The sequence below is a fragment of the Methanobrevibacter intestini genome (genome assembly GCF_047402955.1).
GTDB lineage: Archaea > Methanobacteriota > Methanobacteria > Methanobacteriales > Methanobacteriaceae > Methanocatella > Methanocatella intestini.
Genome location: NZ_CP187956.1, coordinates 1460897 through 1476394, shown reverse-complemented (window position 1 = coordinate 1476394; position 15498 = coordinate 1460897). Strand labels below are relative to the sequence as shown.

General features: G+C 30.8%; 19 protein-coding genes. 12 read left to right on the top strand and 7 right to left on the bottom strand.

The genetic code is table 11. The annotated features are described in order from the left end of the window. Position 1: 1 nt before the first annotated feature. Positions 2-832 carry a carboxylating nicotinate-nucleotide diphosphorylase gene (gene nadC, locus ACMC9J_RS06815; RefSeq protein ID WP_094516273.1) on the bottom strand — a complete coding sequence of 277 codons (831 nt, stop codon included), beginning with the start codon at positions 830-832 and terminating at the stop codon, positions 2-4. Between the two features lie 67 nt (positions 833-899). Here nadC and rnz point away from each other — a divergent pair, with 67 nt between their 5' ends. The 3 genes from rnz to nadA are packed head-to-tail and all read left to right on the top strand — an operon-like array spanning position 900 to position 3470. Further along, complete coding sequence (gene rnz, locus ACMC9J_RS06810) at positions 900-1802, top strand: ribonuclease Z (protein WP_019268377.1); 903 nt, start codon at positions 900-902, stop codon at positions 1800-1802. A gap of 1 nt (position 1803) precedes the next feature. Next, positions 1804-2547, top strand: a complete 744-nt coding sequence (locus ACMC9J_RS06805) for a mechanosensitive ion channel family protein (RefSeq protein WP_019267673.1) — start codon at positions 1804-1806, stop codon at positions 2545-2547. Positions 2548-2552: 5 nt separating this feature from the next. Then, positions 2553-3470 (top strand): quinolinate synthase NadA, encoded by a 918-nt coding sequence (gene nadA, locus ACMC9J_RS06800; protein ID WP_400252793.1) that lies wholly within the window; start codon positions 2553-2555, stop codon positions 3468-3470. A 33-nt stretch (positions 3471-3503) separates the two neighbouring features. Here nadA and ACMC9J_RS06795 read toward each other — a convergent pair whose 3' ends face one another. Beyond that, positions 3504-3782 (bottom strand): DUF5750 family protein, encoded by a 279-nt coding sequence (locus ACMC9J_RS06795; RefSeq protein ID WP_400243546.1) that lies wholly within the window; start codon positions 3780-3782, stop codon positions 3504-3506. Positions 3783-3787: 5 nt separating this feature from the next. Beyond that, the gene (locus tag ACMC9J_RS06790; protein ID WP_250416613.1) at positions 3788-4792 is read right to left on the bottom strand and encodes an alpha/beta fold hydrolase; all 1005 of its coding nucleotides are present in this window, start codon (positions 4790-4792) and stop codon (positions 3788-3790) included. A 39-nt stretch (positions 4793-4831) separates the two neighbouring features. Here ACMC9J_RS06790 and nucS point away from each other — a divergent pair, with 39 nt between their 5' ends. Beyond that, entirely contained in the window at positions 4832-5614 is a 783-nt protein-coding gene (gene nucS / locus ACMC9J_RS06785; RefSeq protein WP_303998907.1) for an endonuclease NucS, read from the top strand. On the opposite strand, the gene ACMC9J_RS06780 is transcribed toward nucS, so the two are convergent. Next, positions 5611-6090, bottom strand: a complete 480-nt coding sequence (locus ACMC9J_RS06780; RefSeq protein WP_019266367.1) for a hypothetical protein — start codon at positions 6088-6090, stop codon at positions 5611-5613. The genes nucS and ACMC9J_RS06780 overlap by 4 nt on opposite strands. A 98-nt stretch (positions 6091-6188) precedes the next feature. On the opposite strand from ACMC9J_RS06780, the gene ACMC9J_RS06775 reads away from it, so the two are divergent. Further along, positions 6189-6887, top strand: a complete 699-nt coding sequence (locus tag ACMC9J_RS06775) for a zinc ribbon domain-containing protein (protein WP_019264376.1) — start codon at positions 6189-6191, stop codon at positions 6885-6887. Between the two features lie 45 nt (positions 6888-6932). Then, positions 6933-7757: a carbon-nitrogen hydrolase family protein gene (locus ACMC9J_RS06770; protein WP_427003109.1), complete on the top strand. Its 825-nt coding sequence runs from the start codon at positions 6933-6935 to the stop codon at positions 7755-7757. Here the strand turns inward: ACMC9J_RS06770 and ACMC9J_RS06765 are convergent. Further along, positions 7744-8595, bottom strand: coding sequence for a HEAT repeat domain-containing protein (locus ACMC9J_RS06765; RefSeq protein ID WP_019266370.1), 852 nt, complete (start codon positions 8593-8595; stop codon positions 7744-7746). The two genes, ACMC9J_RS06770 and ACMC9J_RS06765, sit on opposite strands and share 14 nt — an antisense overlap. 88 nt (positions 8596-8683) lie before the next feature. Between ACMC9J_RS06765 and ACMC9J_RS06760 the strand changes: the two genes are divergently transcribed. The 4 genes from ACMC9J_RS06760 to ACMC9J_RS06745 are packed head-to-tail and all read left to right on the top strand — an operon-like array spanning position 8684 to position 12558. Then, positions 8684-11284 carry an ATP-dependent helicase gene (locus ACMC9J_RS06760; protein WP_427003108.1) on the top strand — a complete coding sequence of 867 codons (2601 nt, stop codon included), beginning with the start codon at positions 8684-8686 and terminating at the stop codon, positions 11282-11284. A 12-nt stretch (positions 11285-11296) separates the two neighbouring features. Continuing rightward, positions 11297-11764, top strand: coding sequence for a flavodoxin family protein (locus ACMC9J_RS06755; RefSeq protein ID WP_019264380.1), 468 nt, complete (start codon positions 11297-11299; stop codon positions 11762-11764). Positions 11765-11769: 5 nt separating this feature from the next. Next, complete coding sequence (locus ACMC9J_RS06750) at positions 11770-12138, top strand: DUF5518 domain-containing protein (RefSeq protein WP_019266373.1); 369 nt, start codon at positions 11770-11772, stop codon at positions 12136-12138. A 12-nt stretch (positions 12139-12150) separates the two neighbouring features. Then, on the top strand, positions 12151-12558 hold the full coding sequence (locus tag ACMC9J_RS06745) for a hypothetical protein (protein ID WP_019264382.1): 408 nt from the start codon (positions 12151-12153) through the stop codon (positions 12556-12558). Between the two features lie 2 nt (positions 12559-12560). On the opposite strand, the gene ACMC9J_RS06740 is transcribed toward ACMC9J_RS06745, so the two are convergent. Then, on the bottom strand, positions 12561-13652 hold the full coding sequence (locus ACMC9J_RS06740; protein ID WP_019264383.1) for a formate--phosphoribosylaminoimidazolecarboxamide ligase: 1092 nt from the start codon (positions 13650-13652) through the stop codon (positions 12561-12563). Between the two features lie 198 nt (positions 13653-13850). Between ACMC9J_RS06740 and ACMC9J_RS06735 the strand changes: the two genes are divergently transcribed. Both ACMC9J_RS06735 and ACMC9J_RS06730 read left to right on the top strand, forming a co-directional pair. Beyond that, complete coding sequence (locus ACMC9J_RS06735; RefSeq protein WP_427003107.1) at positions 13851-14390, top strand: metallophosphoesterase; 540 nt, start codon at positions 13851-13853, stop codon at positions 14388-14390. Between the two features lie 3 nt (positions 14391-14393). Continuing rightward, entirely contained in the window at positions 14394-15026 is a 633-nt protein-coding gene (locus ACMC9J_RS06730; RefSeq protein ID WP_019264385.1) for an RlmE family RNA methyltransferase, read from the top strand. Here ACMC9J_RS06730 and ACMC9J_RS06725 read toward each other — a convergent pair. Then, the gene (locus ACMC9J_RS06725; protein WP_019264386.1) at positions 15023-15445 is read right to left on the bottom strand and encodes a hypothetical protein; all 423 of its coding nucleotides are present in this window, start codon (positions 15443-15445) and stop codon (positions 15023-15025) included. The genes ACMC9J_RS06730 and ACMC9J_RS06725 overlap by 4 nt on opposite strands. Positions 15446-15498 lie beyond the last annotated feature (53 nt).

Genomic DNA, 15498 nt, shown 5'->3' with positions numbered 1-15498 from the left:
TTTAATCACCAAGTATTCTTAAAGAAAAGTTTAAGCTTCTGCTTGAATGAGTTAAAGCTCCAAGAGAAATTATATCAATACCTAATTTAGCATAATCCACAATATTTTCAGCAGTGATTCCTCCAGAAACTTCAATTAAAGAATTATCACGAATATTTAATTTAATTAACTCGTTTAAAACCTCTTCAACTTTTTCAGGAGACATATTATCCAACATTACAATGTCTGCTTTATTTTCAACACAGTCAATAGCATCTTTTAGAGATTCAACTTCTATTTCAATTTTTTTAGAAAAACTGACATTTTCTTTAGCTTTTAAAAGTGTTTCCAAAGGAGTTCCAACACTGGCTATATGATTGTCCTTAATTAAAACCATATCATCAAGGGAAAATCTATGTGTATCGGCACCACCGATTTTCAATGCCTGTTTGTCAAATTTTCCAATAGCCGGCAATGTTTTACGGGTTCCTGCAATTATTACATCATAATCTTTTACCAGATTAACATGATAATCAGCAGCACTAGCTACACCGCTCATTCTCATAAGCAAATTTAATGCAGAGCGCTCAAGCAACAATATTGTCCTTGCATCACCTTTCAAGCTCATCAGCAAATCATTTTCAGCTATTTTATTTCCGTCTTTTAAATTAAAAATTACTTGGACATTTCTAGACTCAAACATTTCTTTGATGATGTTAATGCCTGCTAAAATACCTTCATCTTTAGAAATAATATGAGCATTTACAATTTTATCTTCATTAACTACTGCTTCAGAGGTAATATCTCCAAAACCTTCATCCTCTTCAAGCATGTACTCAATTATTTTATCCAAAAAATCACCAAAATTTTAAATTATATGTTGATATATATTTCTATTATAATATATAATAAGTGATTAAATGGAAATTACATTTTTAGGAACCTCTTCAGCAGTTCATTCATATACTAGAAATCATCCTGGGATAATTTTAAAAGCATTTGGTGAAGTTATGTTGTTTGATTGTGGAGAATCTACCCAAAGACAGTTAATATATGCAAAAATAAGTCCAATGAAAATATCTAAGATTTTTATTAGTCATTATCATGGAGATCATATATTGGGACTTCCAGGGTTATTACAATCTTTGAATTTTAGAGGAAGAGAAAAGCCATTAAAAATATATGGGCCAAAAGGCATTAAACAAGTTGAAAATGCAATTTATTCTTTAGGTTACTGTAAATTTGATTTTCCAGTTGAATTTATAGAAATTAATAGTGGAACAATCGTTGAAACTGCTGAATATATAATTAAATCCCAAGAAGTTAAGCATAATGTAATTAATCTTGCATATTCAATAGAAGAAAAGAAAAAACCAAGGTTTTTAAGAGAAAAAGCCATTGAACTTGGCGTTCCAGTAGGTCCTCTTTTTGGAAAACTGCATAATGGTGAAGAAATTGAAGTAAACGGGAAAATCATAAAACCCGAACAAGTTCTTGGAGCTGCCAGAAAAGGAATAAAAATCACATATTCAGGAGATACCCGACCCTGTGAGGAAATGATTGAATTTGCAAAAAACAGCACTTTGCTAATCCATGAGTCAACATACACACTTGAAGATGAAGACAAAGCTAGAGAAAATTTCCATTCAACATCACAGGATGCAGCTACAATAGCTAAATGCTCCAACAGTAAACAATTAATATTAACCCACATCAGTACACGATATACTGATACTGAGGATTTATTAAAAGAAGCTAAGCAAGTTTTTGAAAATGTTGAAGTTGCAGACGATTTAATGACAATAGAAATTTTAAGTGCATAATATGAATATTATAGATATGTTAGAAGATCCTATTTCAAAATTAATCTTCATTTTAACGATTATAGTTGCTACAAGTATTATTGTAAGGCTTGTAGCTTATTTAATGAATAAAATAAAAAGATTTAAAAAAGACATTACTCTGATTTATCTTATTAGAGACATTATAAATTATATAATCTATTTTATAGCACTGATGTCCATATTGCAAATATTTGATATAAATCTGGCAGGAACATTGTTAAGTTTAGGAATCGTAGGTATTGCAGTAAGTTTTGCAGCTAAAGATCTTATATCCAATTTCTTTTCAGGAATTTTGCTGATAATGGGCAGAAGCGTTAAAGTTGGAGATACTCTTGAAATCAAAGAAATGAAAGGAACTGTAGAAACAATAAGCCTCAGATCAACAACTATTAGAGATGACAATGGTGTGTTAAGCAATATTCCAAATTCCATATTAACTAACAACACTTATTTACAATACAATAAAAAAGAAAGGCATAGAGTAGATTTAACTATTGGAATAGGTTTGAATATAGATATTAAAGAATTTGAAACATATATTTTAGATTTTATAAACAGACAAAAAGGTATTCTAAAAAATCCAAAAGCTCAAGTTTTTTCAAAAGGCATAAATTTTGAAGAAAGCACACTAAAAATATCATTTTGGATAAAAGACTTTAATAAAAAAGAAAAATATAAATCAATTATTACTAACGAAATTAGAAAGTATGTTAACAATAGGTGAAAATAATGAGTGGGTCTTTACAAGATGAAATTAAACAATTAAAAGATGAAAAAAATGCAATAATCCTTGCACATAATTATCAGCCTAAAGAAATTCAAGAAATAGCTGATTTCCTTGGAGATTCATTAGAATTATGTATGAAAGCTGCTGAAATAGAAGATAAAGATTTGGTTATTTTCTGTGGAGTGGATTTTATGGCTGAAACTGCTTATATCTTAAATCCAGATAAAAAAATTGTAATTCCGGATTTAGAAGCAGAATGTCCTATGGCACATATGTTACCTGAAGACGCATTATTGAAAGCAAAAGAAGAACACCCTGATGCAGGAGTAATTCTTTATGTGAACAGTATTGCTGAAGCTAAACAACATGCAGATACTTTATGTACTTCAGCTAATGCACTAAAAGTTACTGAAAGTTTACCTCAAGATGAAATACTCTTCGGACCAGATAATAATTTAGGCAGTAATGTAGCTAAACAAACTTCTAAAGAAATTATACCTGTTCCAAAAGGCGGACACTGCTATGTTCACAAATTATTCCACGTTGAAGACGTTGAATTAAAAAGAAAACAACATCCAAATGCAGAAATAATTTGTCATCCAGAATGTAATATTGATGTTCAGGAAGCATGTGACAAAGTCCTCTCAACTGGAGGCATGTTAAAATATATTGCTCAAAGTGATAAAGATGAATTTGTAATTGGTACTGAAGTTGACATGATTACAAGACTTGAAAGTGAAATTTCAGGTAAAAAATTATATCCTTTACTTGAAGGAGCTATTTGCAGCACTATGAAATTACATACTTTAGAAAAAGTAAGAGATGCACTTAAAAACGAAGAACCACAAGTAACTGTTCCAAAAGAAATAGCTGAAAAATCCTTAAAAGCTACAAAACATATGCTGGAAGTATCAAAATAGCTAGAATAATTCTAGCTACTTAAAATCTTTTTTTTAATCCATATCTTCTAAAAAACTGGATAAAAACAAATTCATTTCAATTTCTTCTCTTGAAATAAAATCATCTTCTTTAATTTTGGATTCATTACTTTTAAATGGGAAAAACTCTTTTTTAAATTTTGTTTTTAATAGCAGATTATCTTCTACTATTTGCGTTTCATCATCAAGATTATTATTTAAAAATTCCAACTGATTATTGGTCAAACCACTTATATTATACAAAATAAAACATTTATCATCAATTATACCATAATCTGCAATCTTAACATCCATTATCATCACCTGAAATTTTTCATAAATTCAGATAATTCTTTTTCAATTGTTTCAAGTTCCCTAAATCCAATATGACCCAAATCAGAGTCATAAATAATTAATTCAGAATCTTCAATTAAATTATACATTGGAATAGCATCTAAATTTGGAGGAAAGTACTGATCCTGATTTATTCCAATTATTAAAACTTTAGATTTTATTTTATTCAAATCCTTTTCAATATCATAATCCAGAGTAGCATCATTACAATATTTAACATCAAAAATACTGTCAAGCAATCCTTCATCTCCAAATTCATCAAATTCCACATCTAACTGATTATTGGGAATTTTGTGAAGAGCTTCTTTTGAAATGCCGAAACTGTAAACCGCCTGAGTAGCTAATCTTAATGTTCTTTCTAATGAAGAAGTATTGTTTCCAGAGTCATAATCTTCATCAGTTGAAATAATCTCATCAACTAATTTTGAGAGAATATAATTACGTCCAGCTACTTTATAACCACTTGCTCCGGAAATAATGAAATCCGCATAGTCAGGATATAGAACTGCACAGGTTAAAGCTACAAAACCACCCATAGAGTTTCCAATAATTCCCCTAACATGAGTTATTCCGAATTTATCTTTTAAGAACTTATTTTGAAAATTAACCATATCTTCAACACTATATTTTGGAAATGAATTATTCAACCTAGTTGTTGAGGGACTGCAGGAACCCGGAGCACCTAGTTCAGAAAGTGAAATAAAAAAGAATTCATTTTTATCAAAAGGACCTCCATCATAAGATAAAGGACATAATTTGCTAACTGAAGCATAATTTCCCAAAGAACCGTGACAGTATACAACAGCATTATTAATACATCCGTTATCATCGTATTTTGGAGTTCCGAAGGTCATATATTCTACAACAGCATTGTTTAACACTTCCCCATTTTGGAATCTGAAAGAATCCATAATATATTCTTCACGTTTTGAAATAAAATAATCGTCTAAATCCATAATAATAAATTTCATAATAAAATATTTAAACTAAACTGCAGTAATCTTATTTTAATGAAATATAAAATACTAGAAAACCCAAATTGTGAAGATGCTTATGGTTTAGTAGAAGAAGCATTAAGAAAAAAAGCTACAATAACCATATATGCCTGTTGCAAAGTTACTTATGAAGGAAGAGCATTAAGTGAATTGAATTGGGGAGAACGTATAATCCTAATAAAACCAGACGGTTCATTTTTAATACACCAGGAAAAAAAAGTAGAACCTGTAAACTGGCAACCTCCAAAATCCAAAACAAGAGGTTATATTCAAGATGACAATCTGATTTTAGAAAGTCATAGAAGAACACCTAAGGAACTATTAATCGTTGAAATCAGAAAAGTCCAATACATAACTTATGCCAATATTGAAGACTTCGAAGAACTTGAACAGGCAGGTTATGAAAAAGATATGGGAGATATGATTATGGAAAAGCCCCATATGATTGAAGAAGGCTTTAAACCAACAGCAAGAGAGTACAGTGTTGAACATGGATTTATAGATATTTTAGGAAAAGACCGTGACAATAACTTAATGATTTTAGAGTTGAAAGCACGTAAAGCAGGAGTAAGTGCTGTAAAACAACTGAAAAGATACCTTACTGACTTTGAAGATGATGACAATGACTATTTAAAAGAATGTCGCGTTCAAAAAAAGAAAATTCGAGGATTGCTTGTAGCTCCGTCACTTGGAAACGATGCTGAAGAATTACTTGAAAAAGAAGGAATTGAATTTGTTGCAGTAGAACCTCCAAAAGAGTTAAAAAGAGATAAAAAAATAACATTAGATGCTTTTTAGCTTAAAGATTTCTCAATTCTTTTTAATTCATCAACATAATATTTTTTAGTATGTAAATTAGCCGGAATTGAATTGGTTACATGACACTCTTTTTCTAATTTGAAAATGAGATAATCTTCAGTATCTAAAGAAATAGAACCATCATCACTTAATAATTCCAAATTATCCAATTCTTCAAGAATATTTTCATATTCTTTTTGCTCCAAAGCAATAACCTCATCCAAATCCATTTTTTGAATTTTAGGATTTAATTGTAAAGCAATAGCTACAAATCCGTTAACAGTTCTATTATCAATATCAAACTCGGATTTTCTAATTTCATCCATACTTAATTTAACATGATGTAATGTAGCCTTAGTAACAGGAACTTCCTTAGATAATCCAATTTGATTTATTTCATAATGATTTTTCCAGCTACCCACTTTATAAATTGCATAATTTATATTATCAAAGTTTATAATTTCAGGTTTTTCCATACTATCACACTTACATATTATTTATATTTCACTAATTAAAAAACATTTAGTTTTAAATATTATAAATAATAAAAGTTAAATTTAATGGAGGTTAGGCTGTGAAAAAATGTCCCGAATGTGGAAATCCTAGTTACGATGGTGCACCTGCATGTGGGAACTGTGGATATAAATTTCCAAAAATGAAACCCTCAGCTCCTAAAAAGGAAATATTTGACAAAGCTCCTGAAAAAAAGAAAAAACAATTTAGTGACGAAGAAAGTACAATTGAAATCATTAAAGAAAACAGAATCCTTATTGGAGCAATTATACTTATTACAATAATCGTCATCTGTGGAATTGTCATTACAGGACCAAATAATAATAACCAAACTGCACAAAGTGGAGATATGGTTAAATTTTCTGAAGCAGGATTTTCTTTCAGCTATCCAAGCAGTTGGAATGAAGTAAATGGAACTGACAGTGACCATGAAGGTTCCGTCTTCTTTAAAAATGAAAATGGCACTACTATTCAATATTATAACGTGTCTAATGATTCCACATCATTAAAAGATATAACTCAAGATAGAATTAGTTATGCTCAAGAAAATGGTGATTATATAGATACAGTTCAAACAATAACATTAGATGGTAGAAACGCTTCAGATGTAATTTTAGAACAATCCAGTGGAAATTACACCAGATACGTATCATTATTCAGTAATGGAGAATTATATGTATTTAAAATAAGTGGCGATTCATTAAATGCCATTAATTCTAGTGATATTAATGCTGTACTTCAAACCGCAGATATTGCATAAGTATGAATCATTTCATACTTTTTTCTATTTTTTAAAGTGTTTAAAATGAAAATTAAAATTGCACTATGTCAAATTAATGTAGTTGACAATAAAGAAAAAAACATTAAAAATGCTACATCTATGATTTTAAAAGCTGTTAAACAAAATGCTGATTTTATTGTTCTTCCTGAAATGTTTAACTGCCCTTATTCCAATGAAAAATTCATAGAATATTGTGAAGAAGAAACAAACAGTCTTACATTATCCAAAATAGCCAAATTAGCTGATGAAAATAATACTTATATTTTAGCAGGATCCATTCCTGAAAAAGAAGACTCAAAAATCTTTAATACAAGCTATTTATTTGATAAAAATGGTGAAATAATAGCAAAACATAGAAAAATGCATTTATTTGATATTGATGTTAAAGGAAAAATCTATTTTAAAGAATCTGATACATTAAGTTCAGGCAATAAATTCACAATAGCTAAAACAGAATTTGGAAATGTAGGTATTGGAATCTGTTATGATATACGTTTTCCGGAACTGGCCAGACTAATGGTTAATGCCGGAGCTGAAATCTTATTTTATCCCGGAGCATTTAACATGACAACAGGCCCTGCTCACTGGGAGCTTACATTTAGAGCCAGAGCTCTGGATAATCAGGTTTATTGTGTTGGTGTTGCACCTGCACTAAACAGAGATGCCAGCTATCACAGTTACGGCCATTCAATTATTACAAATCCCTGGGGGGAAGTAATTACTCAGCTAGATGAGAAAGAAAACTTAAAAATCGCCGAAATAGATTTAGATGAAATAAAAAAAGTAAGAGAGGAACTTCCTCTTTTAAAAAATAAAAGAAATGATTTGTATAAGATTAATTTAATTTAGCTAATCTTTTTTCAAACCAATCTTCTTTTCCGGGTTTTTTCTTAGATAAAACTTCAATTGCTTTATTTAAAATCCTAATTTCATTTTCCAAATCATTATTTTTCCTATAAAGAATACATAATCTTTTATAAGGAGCATCTTTTGGCTGTTCTTCAGTCACATACTGTTCATATTCTTTAATAGCTTTTTGAACATTGGTTTTTTCCATTTCCTTAATTGTGCTTATTGGTTTTACTTTTGATAAAGTTTCACCTGATGCTTTTGCTTTTTTAGCTTTTTCAGCTTTTTTAAGTGCTTTATTACATGATTTTTTAAAGTCTTTATCTTTTTCATTACGCCTTGCATCTTTAATTAAATCAATAGATTCATCAGAAGCTAAATCTCCCAATGCATAAATAGTAGCTAATCTGACACCCCAGTCTTCATCTTCAAGTCCTTTAGCTATTGTATATAATTCATCATGTGCCTGAAGCTCCCCCAAAGCTCTGATAGCTGTTTTTCTTACACCAAAATCATCATCTTCCACAGCACTTGCAAAATAAGGAATAACTTTTTCATCTTTAGTTTCTTTAAGAGCAAATGTTAAAAAACGTTTATTTTTGCCTTCTGATGCCTCAAATTTTTCAATTAATTTATCCCTGGCAACTTCCCCCATATTACCTAAAATTTCAGCTGCTTTAAATCTTATTTGAGCATTATCATCAGTAGTTGCTTCAATTAACGGATCAATAGCTTCAATATCAGTTACACCAATTAAATCATTAATCGCTTCCTTTCTTACACTTACATCATCATTTGAGAGATTGTCAATAGCTTCCTTTAAAATTAAATCAGACATTTTATATCTCCTAAAAGTTTAAAACTTATATTAATAATAAATTAGTTTTAGTAAATATATAATCTTTAAGATAAAAGTTGAGATAAAAATGATAACTGAGCAAACAAAAAGCTATTCAAAAAAACAGATATATAAAACCCTACATCCATGGGTTAGACAATGGTTTGATGAAACTTTCGAAGATTTTACTCCTGCTCAGAAAAAATCAATTGTAGATATTCACAAAGGGAACAATATTTTAGTTTCATCACCTACAGGATCAGGAAAAACATTAACTGCTTTTTTATCCATACTTAGTGAACTAACAACCCTTTCTCAGAAAGGAAAACTTGAAGATAAAGTTTATTGTATCTATATTTCACCACTGAAAGCTTTAGATAATGATATTGAAAAAAACCTGGAAGAACCTCTTAAAGGTATTGAGAAAATTGCAGGCAAGGATTTGGGAATTAGAAAGGCCGTCAGAACAGGTGATACAACCCAATATCAAAGACAGAAAATGCTTAAAAAGCCCCCACATATCCTAATTACCACTCCTGAAACTTTATCTATTTTACTTGTAGCTCCAAAGTTTAGAGAAAAATTAAGTAATGTAAAATATGTTATAATTGATGAAATACATTCACTTGCTGAAAACAAACGTGGAGTGCATTTAAGTTTATCACTTGAACGTTTACAGCATTTAATCGGACAGTATACCAGAATCGGACTTTCAGCTACAGTCAGTCCTCTTGAAGAAGTAGCTAAATTTCTTGTAGGTTATGAATATGGAGTTGAGCGGGACTGTAAAATCATCAATATAAACTATCTTAAAGACCTTGATATGAAAGTTCTTTGTCCAGTCAGTGACATTATGCTGGCTGACAGTGAAGATACCCGTCTTGGAACATATAACCTGTTGGATGATTTGATTCAGGAAAATAAAACCACACTTGTCTTTACAAATACAAGAAGCGGAACTGAACGTTTTGTTTACAATCTTAAAAAAATGTTTCCAAAAAACTACAATGATGAAAATATAATGGCTCATCATTCCTCACTTTCAAAAGAAGTTCGTCTGGCAACTGAAAGCAAATTAAAAGAAGGAAAACTTAAAGTTGTAGTTTCATCAACATCTCTGGAACTGGGAATAGACATCGGATATATTGATTTGGTTGTTCTTATCAACTCTCCAAAATCCGTTTCAAGAGCTCTTCAAAGAATCGGAAGAAGCGGGCACAAACTAAATGAAAAATCCACCGGAAGAATTATTGTAACAAACCGTGATGATCTGGTTGAATGTTCTGTTTTATTAAAAGATGCAAAAGAAGGCAAAATTGATAAAATAAACATTCCTCAAAACTGTTTAGATGTTCTGGCCCAGCACATTTACGGAATGAGTATTGAAAATCCATGGGACATTGATTATGCATATGATGTAATCAGAAAAAGCTATTGCTACAAAAATTTAACCAGAGATGATTATGAAGATGTTTTAAGCTATATGGCTGGAGAATATGAAGAACTTGAAGAGAGATATGTCTATGCTAAAATCTGGATAAATTATAAGGAAAACACCTTTGGTAAACGGGGAAAACTAGCCAGAATGTTATATTCAACAAACATCGGAACAATCCCAGACAGTTCAGGAGTTTTAGTTAAATGTGATGGTGAAACTGTTGGAAAAATAGAAGAAGACTTTATGGAAAGACTGAAAAAAGGAGATACTTTTGTTTTAGGCGGACGAACATACCGTTTCAATTATGGAAAAGGAATGACAATAAATGTTTCACCGGCAAACGGACCTCCAACAATTCCTTCCTGGTTTTCACAGCAGTTACCATTATCTTTTGATTTGGCTATGGATATTCAGAGATTTAGAGCCCATATGGACACCAGATTCAGATACGGAAAAAGCAAACATGAAATTATAGAGTTTATATATGATTACCTGTATGTAGATGATTTTGCAGCCAATTCAATTTACGAATATTTTGTAGAACAGTACACATATGCCAAAATACCGAGCAATCAGAGGTTATTGATTGAATACTATAAAGGATTTGGTGACAGACGCTTTGTAATATTCCACAGTTTATTTGGAAGAAAAGTAAATGATGCACTTTCAAGAGCAGTAGCTTACATTGTTGCACGACAATACAATACAAATGTTACAATATCCATCTCAGACAACGGATTTTACTTAAGTGCAGAAGGAACACTTGGAGGGTTAGAGGCATTCAGACAGCTAACTCCAGAAAACTTTAAAAATATCCTAACACAATCATTAAATAAAACAGAAACATTAGCCAGCAGATTCAGACATTGTGCAGGCAGGTCACTAATGACCCTTAGACATTATAAAGGTGAGGCGAAATCTGTTGGACGCCAACAAGTAAGAGGAAAAATACTGCTTAAATTTGTTCAGGAAATGGATAATAATTTTTCAATCCTAAAAGAAGCTAGAAGAGAAGCTTTAGAAGATTATATGGATGTCAATAATGCACTTAAAGTTATCGAATGGATATCTTCCGGACAGATGGAAATCAAAACAATAAACACTGTTATTCCAACACCTTTTGCATTTAATTTAGTTTCACAAGGATATTTGGATGTATTAAACCAAAATGATAAAGCAGAATTTACAAAAAGAATGCATAAAGCTGTTTTAGAACAAATAAAAGAAAAATTAAAAGAAAGTGAATTATAAAAAAGTGATAATATGAAAACATTAATTGTATATTATTCAAGAACACAGCAAACTGAAAAAATAGCTAAAGCTATCCAGAAAGACCTGAATTGTGACATTGAAGAAATTACAGCTGAAAAAAAATATGACGGAATCATCGGATACATAAAAGGAGGATTTGATGCAGGTGCAAACAGAGTTTGTGAAATCAATAAAGTAACTAAAAACCCTGAAAATTATGATTTGGTTATAATTGGAACCCCTGTTTGGGCAGCAACAATGGCAACACCAATATACAGCTATTTAAAAGAATACGGCAATCAAATCAAGAATTTAGCTAGTTTTTGTACATGCGGCAGCAGCGGATATGAAAAAACATTGAATAAAATAGCTAAAACAACTGGCAAAACTCCAATAGCTACAATGTATTTAACAAAAGATGAAATGGAAAATCCTGAAGAAAAAATAAATAACTTTGAAAACAAAATTAATAACAGGTGATAAAAATGACTAAATGGGGACCGGTATTTCTTGGTTTTATCCTTGCAGTAATTGTAAAATCATTCTTTGCACATTATGAATTTATAGGATTGCTTCTTGTCGGATTTATAGTAGGATACATATGTCATGACGGAGCAATAAGCGGAATGTGGAATGCTGCAGTTGCAGGAGCATTTGGAACCATAGTAGCTGCAATATTATTTGTTATAATTGCAACCTTTGGAGGAGCACTATTTGGAATCTTTGGAGGTTTGGTTGGATTTACAGTATCCGGAATTACAACCGTCTTCATAGTTTTAGGATATTTAATATACTATGCAATAGTCATGGGTATTGCTGGTGGTGTTGGAGGATTACTTTCTTCTAAAAAATAAGGGGAAAAATATATGGATTTTAAAAATTTTATTGATTGGAAATCATTTATAATGGGTGCTGCATTTGCTTCATTTATCTGTGTTGTTGCAGCACAATATCAATTAGACTGGTTATATGCATTTGCAGCTATTGGTCTGCTTTATGTAGGTTATAAAGCTAAAAATATGAAATGGGGTGCTATTTTAGGTGCAATAGCAGCAACACCATTATTTGTACTTGCAGCATATGGTGTTTTTGGACCTCTTTCAGACAGTTCTGTTGATCCGCAGGTAACTATGTTGATTACACTTATTGTAGTGCTTATAGTTGGAGCATTAGTTGGTTTTGTTGGAGCATACACTTACAGAAACAGACAAAGAGCAATTGCTGCAAAAGAAAAACAAGCAAAAATAGGTAAAAATAAAAAAGGAAAAAAATAATCTTAAGTTATTATTTTTTCCAATTCTTCTTTTTTAATCGCATTTTTAATTTCAAGGGCTATTCTTCTACCCATACTCATAGGTTTTCCATAAGTCAGATAACTGTAAGGTGAACCTCCCATAAATGTATTGGTTCCGCCATCAGTTCTGGCACTTATTTCAAAACAGATCACTTCTAAATTATCATTCACTAAAGTTTGCATACAGAACGGACCATTCAATCCAGGAGCAACAAGTTTTTTAGCACTTTCCACCAATTTATCAGCCATTTCAAATACTTGAGGAAGTAATGATTCCCTAATAACTGCCGGATGATTACCAGTAACTACATAAGAAGGGCTTAAATCAATATCCAATTGATCTTTTGCAGGCATTCTTACAAAACCATCAATACTGGATTCATATCTTGTATCCATACCTAATAATTCAACCTTATCTTCCAATGCGGAGTAGAAATAATGTATACAATAATTACAGCCAGAAACATATTCTTCAATATGTGCATTAGCTACATCTGCATCTTCTAACCATCCACGAGATTTCATAGCTTCTATTTTCTTATTGAATTCTTCAGGAGATGATGCTACAAAATAACCCCTCCCTCCCCTTGCACCAGGGAATTTAACCATAACCGGACGGTCAATTTCTGAAGGACTATCATATTTGTAAGGTATTCTTACTTCACCTTCAACAAGAAGTGCTCTTTCCTTGTCTCTTTCAGCTTCCCACCTTAAAATATCCCTATTACCAAACATAGGAACATTAAATTTATCTTCAACATTTTCAAGACCTGCATATGCTACAAATGAACCATGAGGTATAACAATAGCATTCATATCTCTAAGCTTTTGTTGAACATCCTCATTAACAATGTCCTTAAATTTATCAACAATTATATATTCATCTGCAACATCAAAACGTTGGTAAGGTACTTCCCTTCCTTTTTCACAAACAATAGCTGTTCTGAAACCTTCTTCTTTTGCACCTTGTAAAATATGCAAAGAAGTGTGACTTCCAAGAGTAGCTATGGTTATATTATCTTTGTCGTAATTATTCAATATCTCTAAAATATCTTCAAGTTTAACTTCGCCCATTTTAATATCTCCTCAAAGAATTGATATATAATAGTATATAATTTAAGATATTATAACCCTTTTTGTTTTTAAAAAAAAGATTGAACAGAATAGCTTATATTTAAAAAAATAATTAACAAAAATTCAATTAAATGTTAAAAACAAATATTAAAAAGGATAACTGATAAAATAATAAATTAGAAATTTTTAAATCATGAGATGAACTTTATGCTAATTGGATTAATATCAGACACACACATTCCAGACAGAGCTAGAGAACTTCCTAAAAATGTAATATCTGCATTTCAAAATGTTGATTTGATATTACATGCAGGAGATTTAACTTCCATGGAAGTAATTGATGAATTAGAAAAAATAGCTCCAACAATAGCTATTCAAGGAAATATGGATAGAGCTGCTGGAATAATATTACCCAATGCAAAAGTTATCGAAGCTGAAGGCATAAAAATTGGAATTGCACATGGTGAAGTATACCCGCGGGCAGACACACAACAGTTACTTTATTTAGCAAAACAATTAGATGCGGATATTTTAGTTACAGGACATTCCCACCAGCCTAAAATAGAACAGATTGATGGCGTTTTATTATTAAATCCGGGAAGTCCTATTGTTCCCAGACTTGCAGATAGAACTGTAATGTTACTTGAAATTAATAATAAAAATGTTGATGTTGAAGTTGTTAAAATTGGAAATCCTGTGTGTAGTGCACTGGATTTAGATAAATTTAAAGGAGAATAAAAAATGGGCAGTCGCTGGCAAATGGAAAAAAAACATGATCCATATTACAAAAAAGCTAAAAAAGAAGATTATCGCTCAAGAGCATCATATAAAATCAAACAATTAGATAAAAAATTCAAACTTATTAAAGAAGGAGATACTGTTGTAGACCTTGGAGCAGCTCCCGGAGGATGGTCTCAGGTAGCTTTAGAAAAAGTCGGAGAAGAAGGTCTTGTAATCGGAGTGGATTTAAATAGAATAAAACCATTTCCTGAAGAAAACTTCCATGGAATTAGAGGAGATTTTACAACATCAGAAGTTCAGGAAAAAGTTATGAATTTAATTGGTGGAAAAGCTAAGGTCGTAATTTCTGATGCATCCCCATCATTATGCGGAATTAAAAATATTGACCAGTTAAGATCCATTGATTTGACAAACACAGTTATTGGAATAGCTGATAATATTTTAGAACCTAAAGGAAACTTAGTTATGAAAGTATTTCAGGGTCCGGAATATAAAGACATGCTAACCAGACTTAAAAAGAAATACAGACAGGTAAAAACAACAAAACCACCATCCTCCCGTAAAAAAAGCTCAGAAATGTATGTTGTAGGATTGGATTTTAAACCTAAAAAAAATAAAAAAAGTAAAGATTAAAGATTATTGTATGCGACTGTAGCATTCTGTAATTTTTCTTTAGCAAAATCTATTCTACTATCAACTTCATTTGATGATTTACCAGAATCCAATGCACTTTGAACATTTTGAATAGCAGAATCCGCTTTTGTTAATTCCAATCTTGCATCATTATATTTTTGAACTTGAGATGTATCACCATTATTATAATACAAAGATTTTACACTATCAAATTGTGATTCCAAATCACTATATGAAGATTTCAATTCAGCAAGTTCATCATATTGATTACCAGAAGAAATTTCATTAGTAATTCCTGATGAAACCATACTAAATCCAACATATGCCACAACAACAATTGTTGAAATAATCATTATGATTCCAACAACAGAAATAAGCATGGATGTGGATTTAAATAAATTTAATCTAGATTTTCTCATATTATCCTCATTTTATTAAATAAAAAAACTATCTAATAATTTAATAATATTTT

What these genes read in the sequence shown, in the direction of transcription:
- rnz (WP_019268377.1), top strand. Translation starts at nt 900, where the DNA reads ATGGAAATTACATTTTTAGGAACCTCTTCAGCAGTTCATTCATATACT.
- ACMC9J_RS06805 (WP_019267673.1), top strand. Translation starts at nt 1,804, where the DNA reads ATGAATATTATAGATATGTTAGAAGATCCTATTTCAAAATTAATCTTC.
- nadA (WP_400252793.1), top strand. Translation starts at nt 2,553, where the DNA reads ATGAGTGGGTCTTTACAAGATGAAATTAAACAATTAAAAGATGAAAAA.
- ACMC9J_RS06795 (WP_400243546.1), bottom strand. Translation starts at nt 3,782, where the DNA reads ATGGATGTTAAGATTGCAGATTATGGTATAATTGATGATAAATGTTTT.
- ACMC9J_RS06790 (WP_250416613.1), bottom strand. Translation starts at nt 4,792, where the DNA reads ATGAAATTTATTATTATGGATTTAGACGATTATTTTATTTCAAAACGT.
- nucS (WP_303998907.1), top strand. Translation starts at nt 4,832, where the DNA reads ATGAAATATAAAATACTAGAAAACCCAAATTGTGAAGATGCTTATGGT.
- ACMC9J_RS06780 (WP_019266367.1), bottom strand. Translation starts at nt 6,090, where the DNA reads ATGGAAAAACCTGAAATTATAAACTTTGATAATATAAATTATGCAATT.
- ACMC9J_RS06770 (WP_427003109.1), top strand. Translation starts at nt 6,933, where the DNA reads ATGAAAATTAAAATTGCACTATGTCAAATTAATGTAGTTGACAATAAA.
- ACMC9J_RS06765 (WP_019266370.1), bottom strand. Translation starts at nt 8,595, where the DNA reads ATGTCTGATTTAATTTTAAAGGAAGCTATTGACAATCTCTCAAATGAT.
- ACMC9J_RS06760 (WP_427003108.1), top strand. Translation starts at nt 8,684, where the DNA reads ATGATAACTGAGCAAACAAAAAGCTATTCAAAAAAACAGATATATAAA.
- ACMC9J_RS06755 (WP_019264380.1), top strand. Translation starts at nt 11,297, where the DNA reads ATGAAAACATTAATTGTATATTATTCAAGAACACAGCAAACTGAAAAA.
- ACMC9J_RS06750 (WP_019266373.1), top strand. Translation starts at nt 11,770, where the DNA reads ATGACTAAATGGGGACCGGTATTTCTTGGTTTTATCCTTGCAGTAATT.
- ACMC9J_RS06745 (WP_019264382.1), top strand. Translation starts at nt 12,151, where the DNA reads ATGGATTTTAAAAATTTTATTGATTGGAAATCATTTATAATGGGTGCT.
- ACMC9J_RS06740 (WP_019264383.1), bottom strand. Translation starts at nt 13,652, where the DNA reads ATGGGCGAAGTTAAACTTGAAGATATTTTAGAGATATTGAATAATTAC.
- ACMC9J_RS06735 (WP_427003107.1), top strand. Translation starts at nt 13,851, where the DNA reads ATGAACTTTATGCTAATTGGATTAATATCAGACACACACATTCCAGAC.
- ACMC9J_RS06730 (WP_019264385.1), top strand. Translation starts at nt 14,394, where the DNA reads ATGGGCAGTCGCTGGCAAATGGAAAAAAAACATGATCCATATTACAAA.
- ACMC9J_RS06725 (WP_019264386.1), bottom strand. Translation starts at nt 15,445, where the DNA reads ATGAGAAAATCTAGATTAAATTTATTTAAATCCACATCCATGCTTATT.